This window comes from Microvirga sp. Mcv34, assembly GCF_024519725.1.
Lineage (GTDB): Bacteria > Pseudomonadota > Alphaproteobacteria > Rhizobiales > Beijerinckiaceae > Microvirga.
In genome coordinates this window covers 49,891-64,658 of record NZ_JALJRK010000020.1, presented here as the reverse complement: position 1 = coordinate 64,658, position 14,768 = coordinate 49,891, and the positions used below count along the sequence as shown (strand labels likewise).

The following is a 14,768-nucleotide window of genomic DNA, read 5'->3' as shown; positions in this document are numbered from 1 at the left end:
CTCGTCGTGGAATGGCAAGAGGATTGTGCTTGGACGGGAGGACGTGGGGGCGGGTGGAGAATGACACCCTCGACGTCATCATCGGCACGAGGCCGGTGATGACGCAGGATGGAATTTCATCTTTGGGATGGAACGCTCCCGCCTATCGCGCCCGTCGCAGTTCGAAATCGGCCACCCCGAGGGCGAGGTTGAGGCCGGTCTGGCCGCTGACGGATAGGGGCTGGAGAGAAATGCTCTGGTTCGAGCCGCCGACCAGGACGTTGGCACCGACGCCGGCACCGGCCGTCGCCTCGGCGGTCCCGCCCACATAGCTCCCGGCGAGGGAGCCCGGCGCGACGCTGCCGCGGGAGAACACCGCCCATGTCAGGATGCCCCGCCGTGTTGCCCCGATATCGAGCCCGAACCGGCGGATCACGCCCACATAGCGCTCGGGCCGCCCGCGCCGGGGATTGAAGGTACACAGCGTGGTCTTCTGCGAGGTGACGATGAGGCCGATCCCGCCCGAGACGCTGCAGGACAGGACACCGACCCGCCCCCGGTTCTGAGCCTGGGCCTCGGTGGCACCAAAAGCGGCAAGAAGAGCAAGGGCGGCAACGGGGAGAGCGGCGCGACGCATGATGAGCTCCTAAGCTTGGTCAAGCTTAGCGCTTAACGGCGCAAGCGCGGCGCCGTTCCACGGAGAGGATGTCTATCCTGGGTTAAGGGGACGGAAATCACGCTTCTCCCCTGCACGTCCGGTGTGCGCTCACGCACCCGATCCCCTCCGTTCAGAGAGTAGTCCACGCCGTAATCGGCCTAGCTTAGCAACTCAATTCATGAGTGGCTGTAGGAGGTCCATGATGTTCCTGTCCGTGCAATCCGTCTTCCGTCCAACCAGCGCCGATATCCTGACGCGGATCTCGACCACGACCAGTGGAGCAGAGGCGAACGAGAGCAGCAGTAGTCCTCACTTCAGCCCCGATGGGCGCTTCGTGGTGTTCGAAAGCAGCGCCACCAATCTGATCGTCGGCGACACCAGGGATGACCGCGACATCTTCCTCAAGGACCTGAGCATCGGCACTGTCACTCGCATCTCCACCACATCGAACGGTGCCCAGGCAAACAACGACAGCTTGAACCCTCAATTCAGCCCCGATGGGTGCTTTGTGGTGTTCGAAAGCATGGCCACCAATCTGGTCGACGGTGACGACAGCAATCGTAGTACCGACATTTTCCTCAAGAACCTGGTCACCGGCGCTATCACGCGTCTTTCGACCCCGGTTGGAGCCGTTGAAGTTCCACAATTTGGAAGACAGTTTGACAGCTCCGATGCGCGGTTCAGCCCGGACGGACATTATGTGGTGTTTGCAAGCAGGGCCCCCAGCCTAGTCACCGGCGACACCAACAACACAATAAACGACATCTTCCTCAAGGATCTGACCACCGGTGCCGTCACCCGCCTCTCCACCGCCGCCAATGGAAATGCAGCGAACGACGACAGCTTTAATCCTCAGTTCAGCCCGGACGGCCACTTCATGGTGTTCGAAAGCTCGGCTTCCAACCTGGACGGCGATGGCACCAGCACGACAGACCGTGATAGCCGCGATATCTTCCTCAAGAACCTGACCACCGGCGCCGTCACCCGCCTGTCCAATGGGTCAGGCGGAACTGAGACCAACGGAGACAGCTCGAACCCTCAGTTCAGCTCCGACGGACGCTATGTGGTGTTCCAAAGCCGGGCCTCCAATCTGGTCGGCGGCGATACCAATGGGCAAACGGATATCTTCCTCAAGGACCTGAGCACCGGTGCCGTCACCCGCCTCTCCACCTCCGTCATGGGGGTCGAAGCAGATGACTTCAGCGCGGAAGCCCAGTTCAGCTTGGACGGACGATACGTAACGTTCGGCAGCTTCGCCTCCAACCTCATCGCTGGCGATATGAACGACGCGTTCGACATCTTCCGGATCGATCTGTTCTACAAAGAACATGCGGCGGCGATCGCCGAGGGCTGTTTCCTTGAGACGACGCTCGCGGTCGGTAATGCCTCCAGCGCCAGCATTGCCTGGGGCGACGGCACCAGCAGCGTTGTGACACCCACCGCCGGACGCGCCGTGTTCAACCACGCCTATGCCTCGACCGGCCCAAAGGCCGCCACCGTCACCATAGTCGAAGGTGCGCTCACCTGGAACGTGGCCCATACCATCGACGTCGGGACCGGTACCATGGTGCGCAACACCGCGCTCGCCGACACGCTCTCGGGCAGCGCGGGCCACGATACTCTCACCGGCGATGCGTTCCGCAACTTTCTCAACGGAGCAGGCGGCAACGACCGACTCGATGGCGGTGCAGGTGCCGACACCATGGACGGCGGGACAGGCGCCGATATCATGGATGGCGGTGCAGATGCCGACACCATGAACGGCGGTGCGGACGCGGATGTCGTGAATGGCGGAGGCGGCGACGACCGGCTAAGCGGCGGGCCTGGTCAGGACAGACTCACCGGCGGCGCCGGCCGCGACGTGTTCGCGTTCGCAAACCGGGAGACCAGCTCGTCCAAGGCCAAAGCGGACATCATCCTCGACGTCTCGCGCCGGGAGGGCGACAAGATCGACCTGTCCGCCATCGATGCCAACACCCGCAAGCGGGGAGACCAGAAGTTCAGCTTCATCGGCAAGAAGGACTTCAGCAAGGCCGGCGAAGCGCGCTTCGAGAAGACGAAGAGCGCAACTTACCTCTACCTCAACACCGACAACGATAAGGCGGCGGAGGCCGTGATCAAGCTCAAAGGCTCGCTCGAACTCAGCAAGGGCTGGTTCGTCCTGTAGGGGACGGGGCGACACCCACTCACGTCATCACCTGCCTTGTGCCGTTGATGACGTGAGACGATCACGACAAGCGCAGGTTCACCCGTCTTGATGCTCGCCGCGCTTGACGACGCGCATGGCCGTGATCGTCACGGGGCCGGCGCGCAGGAGGTTCATGGCCGAGACGATCATCTCGGCCAGGCGCTCAGGCGGGATATCCTCGCCCTGGATGTCGAGGAGGAAGTCCTTGGCCTCCACATAGCCGCCATTGGTGAAGTCGACGCGGGCGTCGAACTTCACCCGGTGCGTGGAGGCCGGATCGGCCCGATAGGGCTCCGCCCCGGGATCCGGATGGAAGGTCCGGGGCAATGTCATCTGCACAGCGTGCTCCCTGGAGATTATCTCATCAATCTCTGACCTCATCCTGGGGAGCAGCACAGCTGCGTCTCGAAGGATCATCCAGAGTACGCTGGAGGCGCCCTCGTCCTTCGAGACGGATTGCTAGCGCAACCCCCTCAGGATGAGGGCTTTAGGGGAGCCTGATGAGGCTCCCCCCACTCTTACGCCTTAGCGCAGGCTTCCGCAGAAACGCTGGATGCGGTTGCAGGCATCCTCGAGCGCCGCATTGGACGTGGCGTAGGAAATGCGGAAGTTCGGGCCGAGGCCGAAGGCCGAGCCGTGAACCGCCGCGACGCCCTCGGCTTCGAGCAGCTCGGACACGAAGTCCTCATCCGTCGCCAGCACCTTGCCCGAAGGCGCCGTCTTGCCGATCGCCTCCGCGCAGGACGGATAGACATAGAACGCGCCTTCCGGCATCGGGCACTTCAGGTACTTGGACTGGTTGAGCATGGAGACGACGAGGTCGCGGCGCTCCTCGAAGGCCTTCTTGAAGACCTTGAGGTGATCCTGCGGCCCGTCGAGCGCCTCCACGGCGGCCCATTGCGAGATCGAGGCGGCGCCGGAGGTCTGCTGCCCCTGCACGAAATCCATCGCCTTGATGAGGTGATCGGGACCGGCCGCGTAGCCGATGCGCCAGCCGGTCATGGCATAGGCCTTCGACACGCCGTTCATGGTGAGCGTACGCTCGTAGAGGTTCGGCTCGACCTGGGCCGGCGTGACGAACTCAAAATCGCCGTAGGTCAGGTGCTCGTACATGTCATCGGTAAGCACCCACACATGCGGATGGCGCATCAGCACGTCGGTGATCGCCTTCATCTCCGCGCGCGAATAGGCCGCGCCGGTCGGGTTCGACGGCGAGTTGAGGATGATCCACTTGGTCTTAGGCGTGATGGCGCGCTCGAGCGGCTCCGGCTGGAGCTTGAAGTCATGCTCCATGGTGCAGTCGACGAAGACGGGCTTGCCGCCGCAGAGCCCCACCATCTCAGGGTAGGACACCCAGTACGGCGCCGGGATGATGACCTCGTCGCCCGGGTTCAGGGTGGCGAGCAGCGCGTTATAGATCACCTGCTTGCCGCCGGTGGACACGATGGTCTGCGAGGGCTTGTAGTCGAGGCCGTTCTCGCGCTTGAACTTGCGGGAGATGGCCTCGCGCAATGGCACGATGCCGGAGACCGGCGTGTACTTCGTCTCGCCGCGGCGGATGGCCGCGATGGCGGCTTCCTTGATGTTGTCGGGCGTGTCGAAATCCGGCTCGCCGACGGAGAGGCTGATCACGTCCCGCCCCTGAGCTTTCAGATCCCGCGCTTTCTGCGTGATGACGATGGTTGCAGACGGCTTGATGCGGGAAAGGGCGTCAGACAAAAAGCCCATGGGAATCCTCCGATTGGGGCGTTAAGAAGGGAACCGTGACGGCGGCGGACCCTAATGCGGCCAAGCCGCCCAAGCAAGCGAAACAGCAAGCAAAAGCAGCCCGTCGCGAACGGGCTTTCGAGGAGCCGCCTTTTCCGATGACCATATCCGTCACCCGCCGCCTCGCGCTCGGCCTCGTCGCCGGCGCGGCCCTCTTCGCCACCGCAGCCTCCGCCCAGGACTTCCCGACCCGCATCATCAAGATGGTGGTGCCCTACCCGGCCGGCGGCCCGACCGACGTGATCGCCCGCATCGTCGCGGAGGAGATGGGCAAGGATCTCGGCCAGAACGTGATCGTCGAGAACCTGGCCGGCGCCTCGGGGGCGGTCGGCACGCGCAGCGTCGCCAAGGCGGAGCCCGACGGCTACACCATCGTGTTCGGCAATAACCAGACGCACGGCAACAACATGTTCCTGCTGAAGGAGCCGGGCTACGACGCGGTGAAGGACTTCGCGCCGCTCGCGGGCGCGGGCGCCTTCGAGCACGTCTTCGTGGTGAAGAACGACCTGCCGGTGAAAACCATTCCCGAGCTGATCGAGCTCGCCAAGAAGGATCCGGGCAAGCTGAACTACGGCTCGACCGGCGTCGGCTCCGGCTCGCACCTGGCGACCGAGCTCTTCATGACCCGAACGGGCATCAAGATGACCCACGTGCCGTTCCGGGGCGCCGCGCCTCTCGTGACGGAGATCATGGCGGGCCGTATCGACGTGTCGAACTCGACCCTGCCCAGCGTGCTGACCCAGTTCCAGGGCGGCCAGATGCGCGCCATCGGCATCGCGAGCCCGCAGCGCAACCCGCAGGCTCCGGACGTGCCGACCCTGCGCGAGCAGGGCATCACCGATGCCGACGCGGAATCCTGGGCCGCCTTCTTCGCACCGGTGAACACGCCCAAGCCCGTCCTCGACAAGCTGTCCGGCACGATCATCGCGATCCTCAACAAGCCCGACGTGAAGGAGCGCATCACCAAGCTCGGCTTCACGCTGAACGTGCGCGATCCGGAAGCGTTCAAGCCCTATCTCGCCAAGGAGATTCAGACTTGGGCCGAGATCATCAAGGCGGCGGGCATCAAGGCCGAGTGAGGCCACTGCTGTCATCCCGGACGGCGCAAGCCGATCCGGGATCGGCTTCAGAAAAGCGCGCCATTCTCGTCACACGATCCCGGGTTCTGCCGCGCAGCCCCGGGACGACCGAAAAGGAGACCTCTCGTGCCGTACCACCAGGGCCGTCTCATCGACCACATTCACTTGCGCGTGTCTGACCTCGAGTCCAGCCGGCGGTTCTACCGGGCGGTCCTGAACGCCATCGGCCGCGACTTCACCTCGGAGAGCCCGACGCATTTCGCCTCCGACGAACTGTGGGTGGACCGGGCGGACGGCCCGGTGTCGCGGGTGCACCTCGCCTTCCAGGCGCAGGACAGGGAGGCCGTCCACGCCTTCCACGCGGCCGCGCTCTCTCATGGCGGCCGCGACAACGGTGGGCCGGGAGAACGGTCCTATCACCTGGGCTATTATGCCGCCTTTGCCTTCGATCCGGACGGGCACAATATCGAGGCGGTCCATCATGGGCCGACGGAACGCTCGGCGGCGTCGGTCGAGCTGAGCCGCAAAGCTTGAGCATACGCTGCCACAATGGTTAATAATTAGTTAATACGGACACTTAGCCGAAAAACCGGAAGCAGCGCTTTCGGATAAGGCGGGAACTTTCTTGAATCGCACAAGTTTTTCTTCTGCAGCTCCTGATCGGCTGCTGGGAATGGACCGATGAAGACTTTCCGACCAAGGCACACTACCCGTGTTTCCACCCGTGCCCACCGGCTCGACCCGCGCCAGGAAAGCCGTTGCTCGCTGGCCCTCGTCATGCTGCTGGGCCTTGCCACTCTCTCCGTGATGGCCACCACCCAAACCCTGTCGGCCAGGGACACGAAAACCATCCACGTCCATTCGCTGCGATAACGCGTGAGTGAACGGCGGCCCGGTTGACGGCCTGCCCCAGACGTTTAGCTCTCCGGCATGACAATCGACGGAGAGAATCCCAGATGCTGAGCCCCCGAATTGCCCTGGCCTGCGCGCTTGCTCTCGGCGCCGCGTCCCCCGCCCTGGCCCAGGACACCCAGCGCCTCCGCACCGACAAGGTCGAGGTGATCGTCGAGACGCTCGCCCGCAACCTCGAGAATCCCTGGGGCCTCGCCTTCCTCCCCGACAACCGCATGCTGGTGACGGAGCGCCCCGGCCGCCTGCGCATCGCGGAGGCCGACGGCACCCTGTCCGAGCCGATCCGTGGCCTCCCGCCGATCGCCGCGCGGGGACAGGGCGGCCTCCTCGACGTCGCCCTCGACCCGAACTTCGCGCAGAGCCGCCTCGTCTACCTGAGCTTGGCGGAGGACCGCGGGGAAGGCCGCGCCGGCACCGCCGTGGCCCGTGGCCGCCTCAGCCAAGACGGGACCGCCCTGGAGGAGACGCAGGTCATCTTCCGCCAGGAACCGGCCCATACGGGCAACAACCACTGGGGCTCGCGCCTGGTGTTCGACCGGGACGGCAACCTCTTCGTGACCCTGGGCGACCGGTTCGACCTGCGCGACCAGGCACAGAACCCGGCCAACCATCTGGGCAAGATCGTCCGCATCAAGCCCGACGGAGCCCCCGCTCCGGGCAATCCGTTCCTGAACCGGGAGGACGCCCGTCCCGAGATCTGGTCCATCGGCCACCGCAACCTGCAATCGGCCGCCCTCCACCCCGTCACCGGCGAGCTCTGGACCGTGGAGCACGGCGCGCGAGGCGGCGACGAGCTGAACATCCCGCAGAAGGGGCGGAACTACGGCTGGCCGGTGATCTCCTACGGGGTCGATTATTCCGGCGCGAAAATCGGCGAAGGCACGAAAAAGGCCGGCATGGAGCAGCCGGTCTTCTACTGGGACCCGTCCATCGCGCCTTCCGGCATGGCCTTCTACACGGGCGACCAGTTCCCGGCTTGGCGCGGCAGCATCCTCATCGGCGCCCTGTCCGGCAAGTTGGTCGCTCGGCTCGAAACCGACGGCAACCGGGTCACGGGCGAGGAGCGCATGCTGCAGCAGCTCGGCGAGCGCATCCGCGACGTCCGTCAGGGCCCCGACGGGCTCGTCTACCTGCTGACCGATTCCCGCAACGGTCGCATCCTGCGCATGAAGCCGGCGACATGAGGGGCGTAACGCTCACCCGCCCTCCCACGTTATAACCGGCATGAAGCCGGCGATGAGGTGGAGAGTATGGAGCGTCACCCCCGCGGCCCGAACAGGATGAGCGCCGCGCCGGCCAGGCAGATGCCGGCGCCCGCCACGTCCCAACGGTCGGGGCGCGCGCCCTCGGCGATCCAGAGCCACAGGATCGACGCGACAATGTAGACGCCGCCATAGGCGGCGTAGGCCCGGCCTGCGGCATCGGCAGGCGCCAGGGTCAGGAGATAGGCGAAGAGGGCGAGCGCCCCCATACCGGGCACGAGCCAAAGCGGCGACTTCCCCAATCGCAGCCAGGCCCAGAAGGAAAAGCACCCGGCGATCTCGGCGAGCGCCGCGCCGGCATAGACGAGGAACGTCATCGCTTCGCCAGCGGACGAGTGAACGAGGCGAGCCCCATGGGATCCTTCGCCATCACGACGTGGCAGCTCGCAGTGCTTTCGGGATCACGAGCTTCAGGCCTGACCACACCGCATCCACCGCGCAGACCTTCACATCCACGAGACCTCGGCCCAGGGCGGCGGAGCGTATCACGTCCTCCGTTACGTCGGTCGGCACCTTCGCGCTCTTCTTCGGCCATGAAACCCAGATCATCCCATTCGGCACGATGCGCTGCTTGAGACCGTCAAGCAGCTTCCCAAGCGGCTCTGCCTCAACAGTGAACAGGTGCACGACATCCAGGCCATGGGGTAAGGTGTCCGTGAACGCCGGTTCAAGCCAGGCCTCTTGCAGGTCCACGCTGCCCGCCAGCCAGGAAAGGTCGTTGGGGAGCCCGATGAAAGCAGCCCGCTGACCATCCCTAAACCCGAGCTTCTTCGGCAAGGGCGTTCCGGAATAGCCCGCGCTCATGCTCAGCGCGCCTGGAAGATGAAGGCCGCGCCCGTGGCGATGAGGCCGAAGCCGACGAGATGGTTCCAGCCGAGGGGCTCCTTCAGGTAGAACACCGAGAAGACCGCGAAGACCACGAGGGTGATGACCTCCTGCATGGTCTTGAGCTCGGCCGCCGAGTAGACGGACGAGCCGATCCGGTTGGCCGGCACGGCGAACCAGTATTCGACGAAGGCGATGGCCCAGCTCGCCATGACGGCGATCCAGAGGGGCGACGTCTTGAACTTGAGATGTCCGTACCAAGCGAAGGTCATGAAGACGTTCGATGCGACCAGCATCAGGACGGGTGTCGTATGGGGGCTCATGGTGGTTCCGGTACGGGCTCAGATCGACAGGGCGCTCTGCCCTAATCGTCCTGATGGGACTGTCAAGCCAATGAACGTCGATCGGCCGGATTACGATGAAGAGACCGAACGCCGCAGGCTCAGCAGCTGGCCGATCGCGCCGCGCGCCCAGCCTGCTGCGCGGGAGCAGCCCGGCAGGCTTCCCTCAACCGTCCCAGGACCTCCTCCCCACCGGCGATCTGCGGGTTCGACGGATCGAACCCTTCCCGTTTCTCCCGTTCCGTGACGAGGCCGCGGGCCGTCTCGAAGGCGGCGTCGAAGCGGACCTCGCTCCTCAGGGCTCTGTTGAAGAAGGCATCGCCGAAATAGGTCCAGGTCGCCCCGTCCCGGCAGCCGAAGGATGGCTTGTCGGCCGCCGCCGCCGTGATGACGAGGGTGCGGGGGTCCGCCAGCTCCCGGGCGAAGACGCCCGAATAGCAGGCTGAGACGATCAGCACCCGATGCTCGGCCCGGGTCCGGTCGAGCAGCTCCCGGACATTGTCCGGCGTGACGAGAAGCGCGTCGCGCCCGGCCACGAGCCCGATCCCTTCCGGGCCGCCATGCGAGGTGAGGACGAGCACCACGATGTCCTCGGCGGGATCGAGCGCCTTCCCGGCCGCCGCGGCGGCGGCCATCAGGGTCTCGGGCATCGCGCCGGCGCGGCGCTTGGTGTTGACCCGGACGATGGAGCGCCCCTTCCCGTCGAACTGCGTCTCGAGGATACGCGCCGCTCCCCGGGCCTCGCTCTCGAACACGCTCTGCGGCCCCCAGAGGCCGAACGACAGGATATAGACGTCGGTCTGCCCCGGACGTTGTGGCGCCAGTTTGCCCGCCTCGGCCCTGCGAGCCGGCTGGCCGTGCGCCTCATGGAATGGGCCGATGGCGAGCGAGAGTCCAACCAGACAGAAAGCGAGCAAGCGGTGCATGACAGATCCCAGCCTCAGTCCAGTTTAGGCGCAGACCGCCGCGAAAGCCAAGGATCGCCCCTTAGGCCGGGCCGACGCTTTAAGCTGAACCGAATGCCCTTTTCCGGGTTTCCCTGTCAGGTCAGTCACGCGTTACATGCCAAGAGGGTTTTATGGACATCGCGCTCGATAAGGTTTGCGAACTCATTCTCCGGGTCAGGGCCATCGATGTGAAGGAAGGCATCACGGATCCGGCCTCGGGCTCGAACCCTATCGACGACGGCAGCGTCGACGCCCTCACCTCCTCGCCGGACGACGCGACGGAGGAGGAGATCCGCGACGTGATCACGGGTCTCAACGACGACGAGCGCGCCGACCTGATCGCCCTGGTCTATATCGGCCGCGGCGACATGGAGCCGGAGGAATGGGGCGCCGCCGTGCGCCTCGCCCGCGAACGCGAGGCGGCAAGCTCGCTCTCGACGGCCGACTGGCTCATCGGCATTCCCAACCTGGCCGACCTCCTCGACGAGGGCCTCAACGCCATGGGCCGCAGCTGCGCCTGAGGCACGGCGGAGCCGCCATCCGGAACCAGGATCGATACCCGTCGCGATCACGCGATCGGCATCGTCCGTCCGGGGCGGCGCCCTATTTGTGACATGGATCGCGCCAATAATCCTGCCTACTCCCAAAGGAGAATGCCATGAGTCCGCGCCTACCCCCTGAGAGCCCGGACGACGACGGGCAGAGCGAGTTTCTTCAAACCGTTCACGACGCCGCGAACGACCTCGCCCCCCTGACCGATCCGGCGGAAGAACAGCCCCTGGCCGAGACGCAGCCGGACACGCAGCCGGACACGCAGCCCAATACGTCTCCGGACGAAACCCAGGTCGATATCGACCGGGTGGAAGCCTACATGAGGGGTCCGACGGCCTTCACCGCCTGATCCCGTCCCCTCTCTCCCTGCCTGCCTCGCAGGCCGGCACCCGGCCCCGCGCAGGGGCGCTCTCCCGACAACCGAACGCTTCCTAGAGCCATCGGACCCCGACGTGAAGCCGCGTTCGGGGTCCGGTCCGATACCTCCTGGCTCATCGGCGGGGAGCGCCGGGCCGTGAGCGCGTCTGCACCTTATAGGTGTATTTTGACTCTATTCATTTTTAGGTTGTAGAAATTCGCAACGTCCGGTTTGTCCGGCCTCCTCATGTTGCGTAGTCGATGTCTCCTGCCTCCTCTGTCGACGCTGTCGACGTCTTCATCAACCGGTGGACCTCGCGGGAGGGCGGCGCGGAGCGCGCCAATTACCAGATGTTTCTGGCGGAGCTCTGCGATGTGCTCGGCGTGCGGCGCCCCGACCCGGCGGGCGCGGAGCGGGAGCGGAACGACTACGTGTTCGAGCGCGCCGTCCGCCCCCGGGACGGAGACGCGGCGACCGCTCACAAGCGCATCGATCTCTACAAGAAGAACGCCTTCATCCTCGAGGCCAAGCAATCGCGCCTGCCGGGCAAACAGAAGGCCATTCCGGGCCAGCTTTCCATGCTCGCCGAAGAGCCCGCCGATCTCGGTCGCCGCGGCATCGCGCGGGGATGGGACGTGATGATGAAGAATGCGCGCCAGCAGGCGGAATCCTATGTCTTCCTGCTCGATCCGGACCATCCTGCGCCGCCCTTCATCATCGTGTGCGACGTGGGCCATTGCCTGGAGCTCTATGCGGATTTCACCGGCACGGGACGCGCCTACAGCCATTTCCCGGATCGTAACGGCTATCGCGTCTACCTGCAGGATCTGCGCACGGAGGCGACGCGCACGCTTCTGAAGCGAATCTGGCAGGAGCCCCACGGGCTCGATCCGTCCAAGGAGGCGGCCCGCGTCACCCGCGACATCGCCAAGCGCCTCGCGCAGGTGAGCAAGTCCCTGGAGGAGCGCGGATGCGACGCGGAGGACGTGGCCCATTTCCTCATGCGCTGCCTCTTCACCATGTTCGCCGAGGATGTCGCGCTGCTTCCCCCCGACAGTTTCAAGGCGATCCTGGAGAAGAGCGTCGTGGACCCTGAGCACTTCCCGCACCGGCTCAAGGCGCTCTGGCAGCAGATGGAGAAGGGAGACGAGTTCAGCCATGTGATCGAAACCCGCGTGCGCCACTTCAACGGCGGCCTGTTCAAGGACACGACCGTGTTCGACCTCGGCCGCGAGGAGATCGGCGAGCTGCTGGCGGCTGCGAAGTACTCGTGGACCGAGGTCGACCCCGCCATCTTCGGAACGCTCTTGGAACAGGCTCTCGACAGGACCGAGCGCCGAAAGCTCGGCGCCCATTACACGCCGCGCGCCTACGTGCAGCGCCTCGTGCAGGCCACCGTCATGGAGCCGCTGCGCGACGACTGGCAGACCGCCCTGCGCAAGGCCGAGCACGCCAAGGAAACCGGCGACGAGAAGGCGGCGATCGCCATCGTGCACGCCTTCCACCGCCGTCTCTGCACCACGCGGGTGCTCGACCCCGCCTGCGGCACCGGCAACTTCCTGTATGTTTCGCTGGAGCTGATGAAGAAGCTCGAAGGCGAGGTGCTGGAGACACTGGCGCAGCTCGGCGAGCCGGAAAGCATGGGCCTCGACCGGGAGACCGTCGACCCGCACCAGTTCCTCGGCCTCGAGCTCAACCCGCGCGCCGCGGCGATCGCCGAACTCGTGGTATGGATCGGCTTCTTGCAGCAGCATTACCGCAACCGCACGGGTCACCCATCCGAGCCGATCCTGCGCGCCTTCCAGACCATCAATTTCGGCCGGCGCCAGGGCTACGACGCCGTCCTTACATGGGACGGCTATCCTGTGCCGCAGGTCATGGAGAAAGACGGCAAGCGCATCGAAACCTATCCGAATGCCCGCCGTCCCGAATGGCCGGAAGCGGAGTTCATCGTGGGCAATCCGCCGTTCATCGGCGGCAAGGATCTGCGCGCCCGCCTCGGCGACGCCTACACGGAAGCGCTCTGGGCAGCGCACAGGCACATGAACGACAGCGCCGATCTCGTCATGTATTGGTGGGACCACGCGGCGGAAATCCTGACCGCGAAGAACTCACTCCTGCGCCGCTTCGGCTTCGTGACCACCAACTCGATTACGCAGGAATTCTCACGCCGCGTGATGAAGAAGCGCATGGAGGCGAAGACGCCCGTGTCACTGGTGATGGCGATCCCGGATCATCCATGGACGAAGGCGGCGGCGGACTCAGCGGCAGTGCGCATTGCGATGACGGTCGCAACGAAGGGCGAGCAGGATGGCGTGCTTTTAGAGGTTACTTGTGAGGATGCACTAGATACAGACCAGCCATATCTACAATTTAGCTCCTCTATAGGCAGGATAAATCCAGATCTTTCGATTGGTCATGACCTGTCCAATCTCCAAGAGTTGGAAGCGACTAGAAGCTTGGCTCATAAGGGAGTGCAGCTAAATGGTGAAGGCTTTATCCTTGATGAGAAGACGGCACTTAACTGGAGCAGCCATAGCCTCCTTTACGCCGGGCTGATCAAAAAGTTCATCAATGGGCGAGATGTTGTTGGAGCTCCAAGAGGAGTGTTCGTCATAGACACAGATGACTACTCCGATGAATTTCTCCGAAAAAACGCACCAATTATCTACAATCATCTTCTAGGCACAGTTAAGCCGGAGCGAGACTTAAACCGGCGCGACATTCGTAGAATAAAGTGGTGGAGATACGGGGAGCCCGCTCCGCGCCTTAGAGAGGCGCTTGTTAACATCAAGCGATATATTTGCACCTCTCGAACTGCAAAGCACAAAATATTTAGCTTCTATGACAAGGACTTTCTGCCAGAGAGCAAGGTAATCGCAATAGCCATTAACGATAGTTTGCATTTAGGCATTCTATCCTCCCGTCCTCATATCACTTTTGCACTTCATACTGGCGGATGGCTCGGTGCTGGTAACGACCATACGTATAATCACACGGAGTGCTTTAATAAGTTTCCCTTCCCCGATCCATCCGAGACCCTGAAGGCCGAAATCCGCGCCGTCGCGGAGGAACTCGACGCGTTCCGCAAGTCTCGCCAGGCCGAGCATCCGAAGCTCACGCTGACGCAGATGTACAACGTGCTGGAGAAGCTGAAGGTGATGGAGGCGGCGCGCACTGGATCCCCCTCCTCCTTGTGGGGAGGGGCTAGGGGTGGGGGTGCCGGCGCCAGCATCTCAGAGCATGGCGCCGGCACCCCCCTCTCCATCTCTCCTCCACAAGGGGGGAGAGGGCTCGCGGCGCCTGATCATGGGTCCCCTTCCTGCGCCTCCGGCTCGCCGGGGATGACACAGGGCGAGCCGGTCGTGCTCACGCCCGACGAGGAGCGCATCAAGGACCAGGGGTTGATCCTCATCCTGAAGGAACTGCACGAGCGACTCGACCGGCTCGTGTTCCAGGCCTATGGCTGGCCGGATAATCTCACTGACGAGGAAATCCTCGAACGGTTGGTGGCGCTGAATGCCGAGCGGGCCCCGGAAGAAGCGGCCGGGCTTGTGCGCTGGCTCCGGCCCGATTACCAGATCCCGCGCTTCGCCAGGGGCACGGCGACGAGGACCGAAGAACTCGACCTCACGGCGAATGTGGTGGCCATCGACCGCTCTCTCCCGGCCTTTCCGAAGGATCGGCACGAGGATTCGCTCGCGGTCGAGCACGCCCTTCTGTCGGCCGGCCGGCCCATGGATGCGGCTGCGCTGGCGCGCGGCTTCAAGCGCGGCGGCAAGCGCATCGAGCCGCGCGTCGAGCAGGCCCTCGTGACCCTCGTCCGCTATGGCCGCATCGCCACGACGCCGGACGGACGCTACCTCGCCCGCAAGGTTGCGTAAGATGCAAGAAGGACCC

15 protein-coding genes are annotated in these 14,768 nt (G+C 64.4%); 8 read left to right on the top strand and 7 right to left on the bottom strand.

Going from position 1 to position 14,768, the window contains the following annotated elements; translation table 11 throughout:
- Positions 1–142: 142 nt before the first annotated feature.
- A complete protein-coding gene (locus tag OC446_RS13110; protein ID WP_262029471.1) occupies positions 143–616 on the bottom strand; it encodes a DUF992 domain-containing protein in 474 nt (157 codons plus the stop codon).
- Positions 617–836: 220 nt separating this feature from the next.
- Here OC446_RS13110 and OC446_RS13105 point away from each other — a divergent pair, with 220 nt between their 5' ends.
- A complete protein-coding gene (locus OC446_RS13105; protein ID WP_262029470.1) occupies positions 837–2,804 on the top strand; it encodes a hypothetical protein in 1,968 nt (655 codons plus the stop codon).
- Positions 2,805–2,882: 78 nt separating this feature from the next.
- Here OC446_RS13105 and OC446_RS13100 read toward each other — a convergent pair whose 3' ends face one another.
- Together OC446_RS13100 and OC446_RS13095 are read right to left on the bottom strand one after the other, a co-directional pair.
- Positions 2,883–3,158 carry a hypothetical protein gene (locus OC446_RS13100; RefSeq protein ID WP_262029469.1) on the bottom strand — a complete coding sequence of 92 codons (276 nt, stop codon included), beginning with the start codon at positions 3,156–3,158 and terminating at the stop codon, positions 2,883–2,885.
- A gap of 192 nt (positions 3,159–3,350) precedes the next feature.
- Positions 3,351–4,553, bottom strand: coding sequence for a pyridoxal phosphate-dependent aminotransferase (locus tag OC446_RS13095; protein ID WP_262029468.1), 1,203 nt, complete (start codon positions 4,551–4,553; stop codon positions 3,351–3,353).
- Between the two features lie 137 nt (positions 4,554–4,690).
- Between OC446_RS13095 and OC446_RS13090 the strand changes: the two genes are divergently transcribed.
- The 4 genes from OC446_RS13090 (at position 4,691) to OC446_RS13075 (ending at position 7,767) form a co-directional block, all read left to right on the top strand.
- The gene (locus OC446_RS13090; RefSeq protein ID WP_262029467.1) at positions 4,691–5,671 is read left to right on the top strand and encodes a Bug family tripartite tricarboxylate transporter substrate binding protein; all 981 of its coding nucleotides are present in this window, start codon (positions 4,691–4,693) and stop codon (positions 5,669–5,671) included.
- Between the two features lie 126 nt (positions 5,672–5,797).
- Complete coding sequence (locus tag OC446_RS13085; RefSeq protein ID WP_262029466.1) at positions 5,798–6,205, top strand: VOC family protein; 408 nt, start codon at positions 5,798–5,800, stop codon at positions 6,203–6,205.
- A gap of 147 nt (positions 6,206–6,352) precedes the next feature.
- The gene (locus OC446_RS13080) at positions 6,353–6,544 is read left to right on the top strand and encodes a hypothetical protein (protein WP_262029465.1); all 192 of its coding nucleotides are present in this window, start codon (positions 6,353–6,355) and stop codon (positions 6,542–6,544) included.
- Between the two features lie 83 nt (positions 6,545–6,627).
- Positions 6,628–7,767 carry a PQQ-dependent sugar dehydrogenase gene (locus tag OC446_RS13075; RefSeq protein ID WP_262029464.1) on the top strand — a complete coding sequence of 380 codons (1,140 nt, stop codon included), beginning with the start codon at positions 6,628–6,630 and terminating at the stop codon, positions 7,765–7,767.
- Between the two features lie 74 nt (positions 7,768–7,841).
- Here the strand turns inward: OC446_RS13075 and OC446_RS13070 are convergent, their stop codons facing one another.
- From OC446_RS13070 to OC446_RS13055, 4 genes are all read right to left on the bottom strand, one after another.
- On the bottom strand, positions 7,842–8,162 hold the full coding sequence (locus OC446_RS13070) for a YnfA family protein (protein WP_262029463.1): 321 nt from the start codon (positions 8,160–8,162) through the stop codon (positions 7,842–7,844).
- A 52-nt stretch (positions 8,163–8,214) separates the two neighbouring features.
- Positions 8,215–8,649, bottom strand: coding sequence for a DUF3052 domain-containing protein (locus OC446_RS13065; RefSeq protein WP_262029462.1), 435 nt, complete (start codon positions 8,647–8,649; stop codon positions 8,215–8,217).
- 2 nt (positions 8,650–8,651) lie between these two features.
- Positions 8,652–8,993 carry a DMT family protein gene (locus OC446_RS13060; protein ID WP_262029461.1) on the bottom strand — a complete coding sequence of 114 codons (342 nt, stop codon included), beginning with the start codon at positions 8,991–8,993 and terminating at the stop codon, positions 8,652–8,654.
- Between the two features lie 119 nt (positions 8,994–9,112).
- A complete protein-coding gene (locus OC446_RS13055) occupies positions 9,113–9,937 on the bottom strand; it encodes a C13 family peptidase (protein ID WP_262029460.1) in 825 nt (274 codons plus the stop codon).
- Between the two features lie 152 nt (positions 9,938–10,089).
- Between OC446_RS13055 and OC446_RS13050 the strand changes: the two genes are divergently transcribed.
- From OC446_RS13050 to OC446_RS13040, 3 genes are all read left to right on the top strand, one after another.
- The gene (locus OC446_RS13050; protein WP_262029459.1) at positions 10,090–10,479 is read left to right on the top strand and encodes a DUF3775 domain-containing protein; all 390 of its coding nucleotides are present in this window, start codon (positions 10,090–10,092) and stop codon (positions 10,477–10,479) included.
- Between the two features lie 137 nt (positions 10,480–10,616).
- A complete protein-coding gene (locus tag OC446_RS13045; RefSeq protein ID WP_262029458.1) occupies positions 10,617–10,859 on the top strand; it encodes a hypothetical protein in 243 nt (80 codons plus the stop codon).
- Positions 10,860–11,128: 269 nt separating this feature from the next.
- On the top strand, positions 11,129–14,752 hold the full coding sequence (locus tag OC446_RS13040) for a class I SAM-dependent DNA methyltransferase (RefSeq protein WP_262029457.1): 3,624 nt from the start codon (positions 11,129–11,131) through the stop codon (positions 14,750–14,752).
- Positions 14,753–14,768: the final 16 nt, after the last annotated feature.

Excerpts from the sequence above, each read along its gene's own strand:
- OC446_RS13110 (WP_262029471.1), bottom strand. The coding sequence starts at position 616 with ATGCGTCGCGCCGCTCTCCCCGTTGCCGCCCTTGCTCTTCTTGCCGCT.
- OC446_RS13105 (WP_262029470.1), top strand. The coding sequence starts at position 837 with ATGATGTTCCTGTCCGTGCAATCCGTCTTCCGTCCAACCAGCGCCGAT.
- OC446_RS13100 (WP_262029469.1), bottom strand. The coding sequence starts at position 3,158 with ATGACATTGCCCCGGACCTTCCATCCGGATCCCGGGGCGGAGCCCTAT.
- OC446_RS13095 (WP_262029468.1), bottom strand. The coding sequence starts at position 4,553 with ATGGGCTTTTTGTCTGACGCCCTTTCCCGCATCAAGCCGTCTGCAACC.
- OC446_RS13090 (WP_262029467.1), top strand. The coding sequence starts at position 4,691 with ATGACCATATCCGTCACCCGCCGCCTCGCGCTCGGCCTCGTCGCCGGC.
- OC446_RS13080 (WP_262029465.1), top strand. The coding sequence starts at position 6,353 with ATGAAGACTTTCCGACCAAGGCACACTACCCGTGTTTCCACCCGTGCC.
- OC446_RS13075 (WP_262029464.1), top strand. The coding sequence starts at position 6,628 with ATGCTGAGCCCCCGAATTGCCCTGGCCTGCGCGCTTGCTCTCGGCGCC.
- OC446_RS13070 (WP_262029463.1), bottom strand. The coding sequence starts at position 8,162 with ATGACGTTCCTCGTCTATGCCGGCGCGGCGCTCGCCGAGATCGCCGGG.
- OC446_RS13065 (WP_262029462.1), bottom strand. The coding sequence starts at position 8,649 with ATGAGCGCGGGCTATTCCGGAACGCCCTTGCCGAAGAAGCTCGGGTTT.
- OC446_RS13060 (WP_262029461.1), bottom strand. The coding sequence starts at position 8,993 with ATGAGCCCCCATACGACACCCGTCCTGATGCTGGTCGCATCGAACGTC.
- OC446_RS13055 (WP_262029460.1), bottom strand. The coding sequence starts at position 9,937 with ATGCACCGCTTGCTCGCTTTCTGTCTGGTTGGACTCTCGCTCGCCATC.
- OC446_RS13050 (WP_262029459.1), top strand. The coding sequence starts at position 10,090 with ATGGACATCGCGCTCGATAAGGTTTGCGAACTCATTCTCCGGGTCAGG.
- OC446_RS13045 (WP_262029458.1), top strand. The coding sequence starts at position 10,617 with ATGAGTCCGCGCCTACCCCCTGAGAGCCCGGACGACGACGGGCAGAGC.
- OC446_RS13040 (WP_262029457.1), top strand. The coding sequence starts at position 11,129 with ATGTCTCCTGCCTCCTCTGTCGACGCTGTCGACGTCTTCATCAACCGG.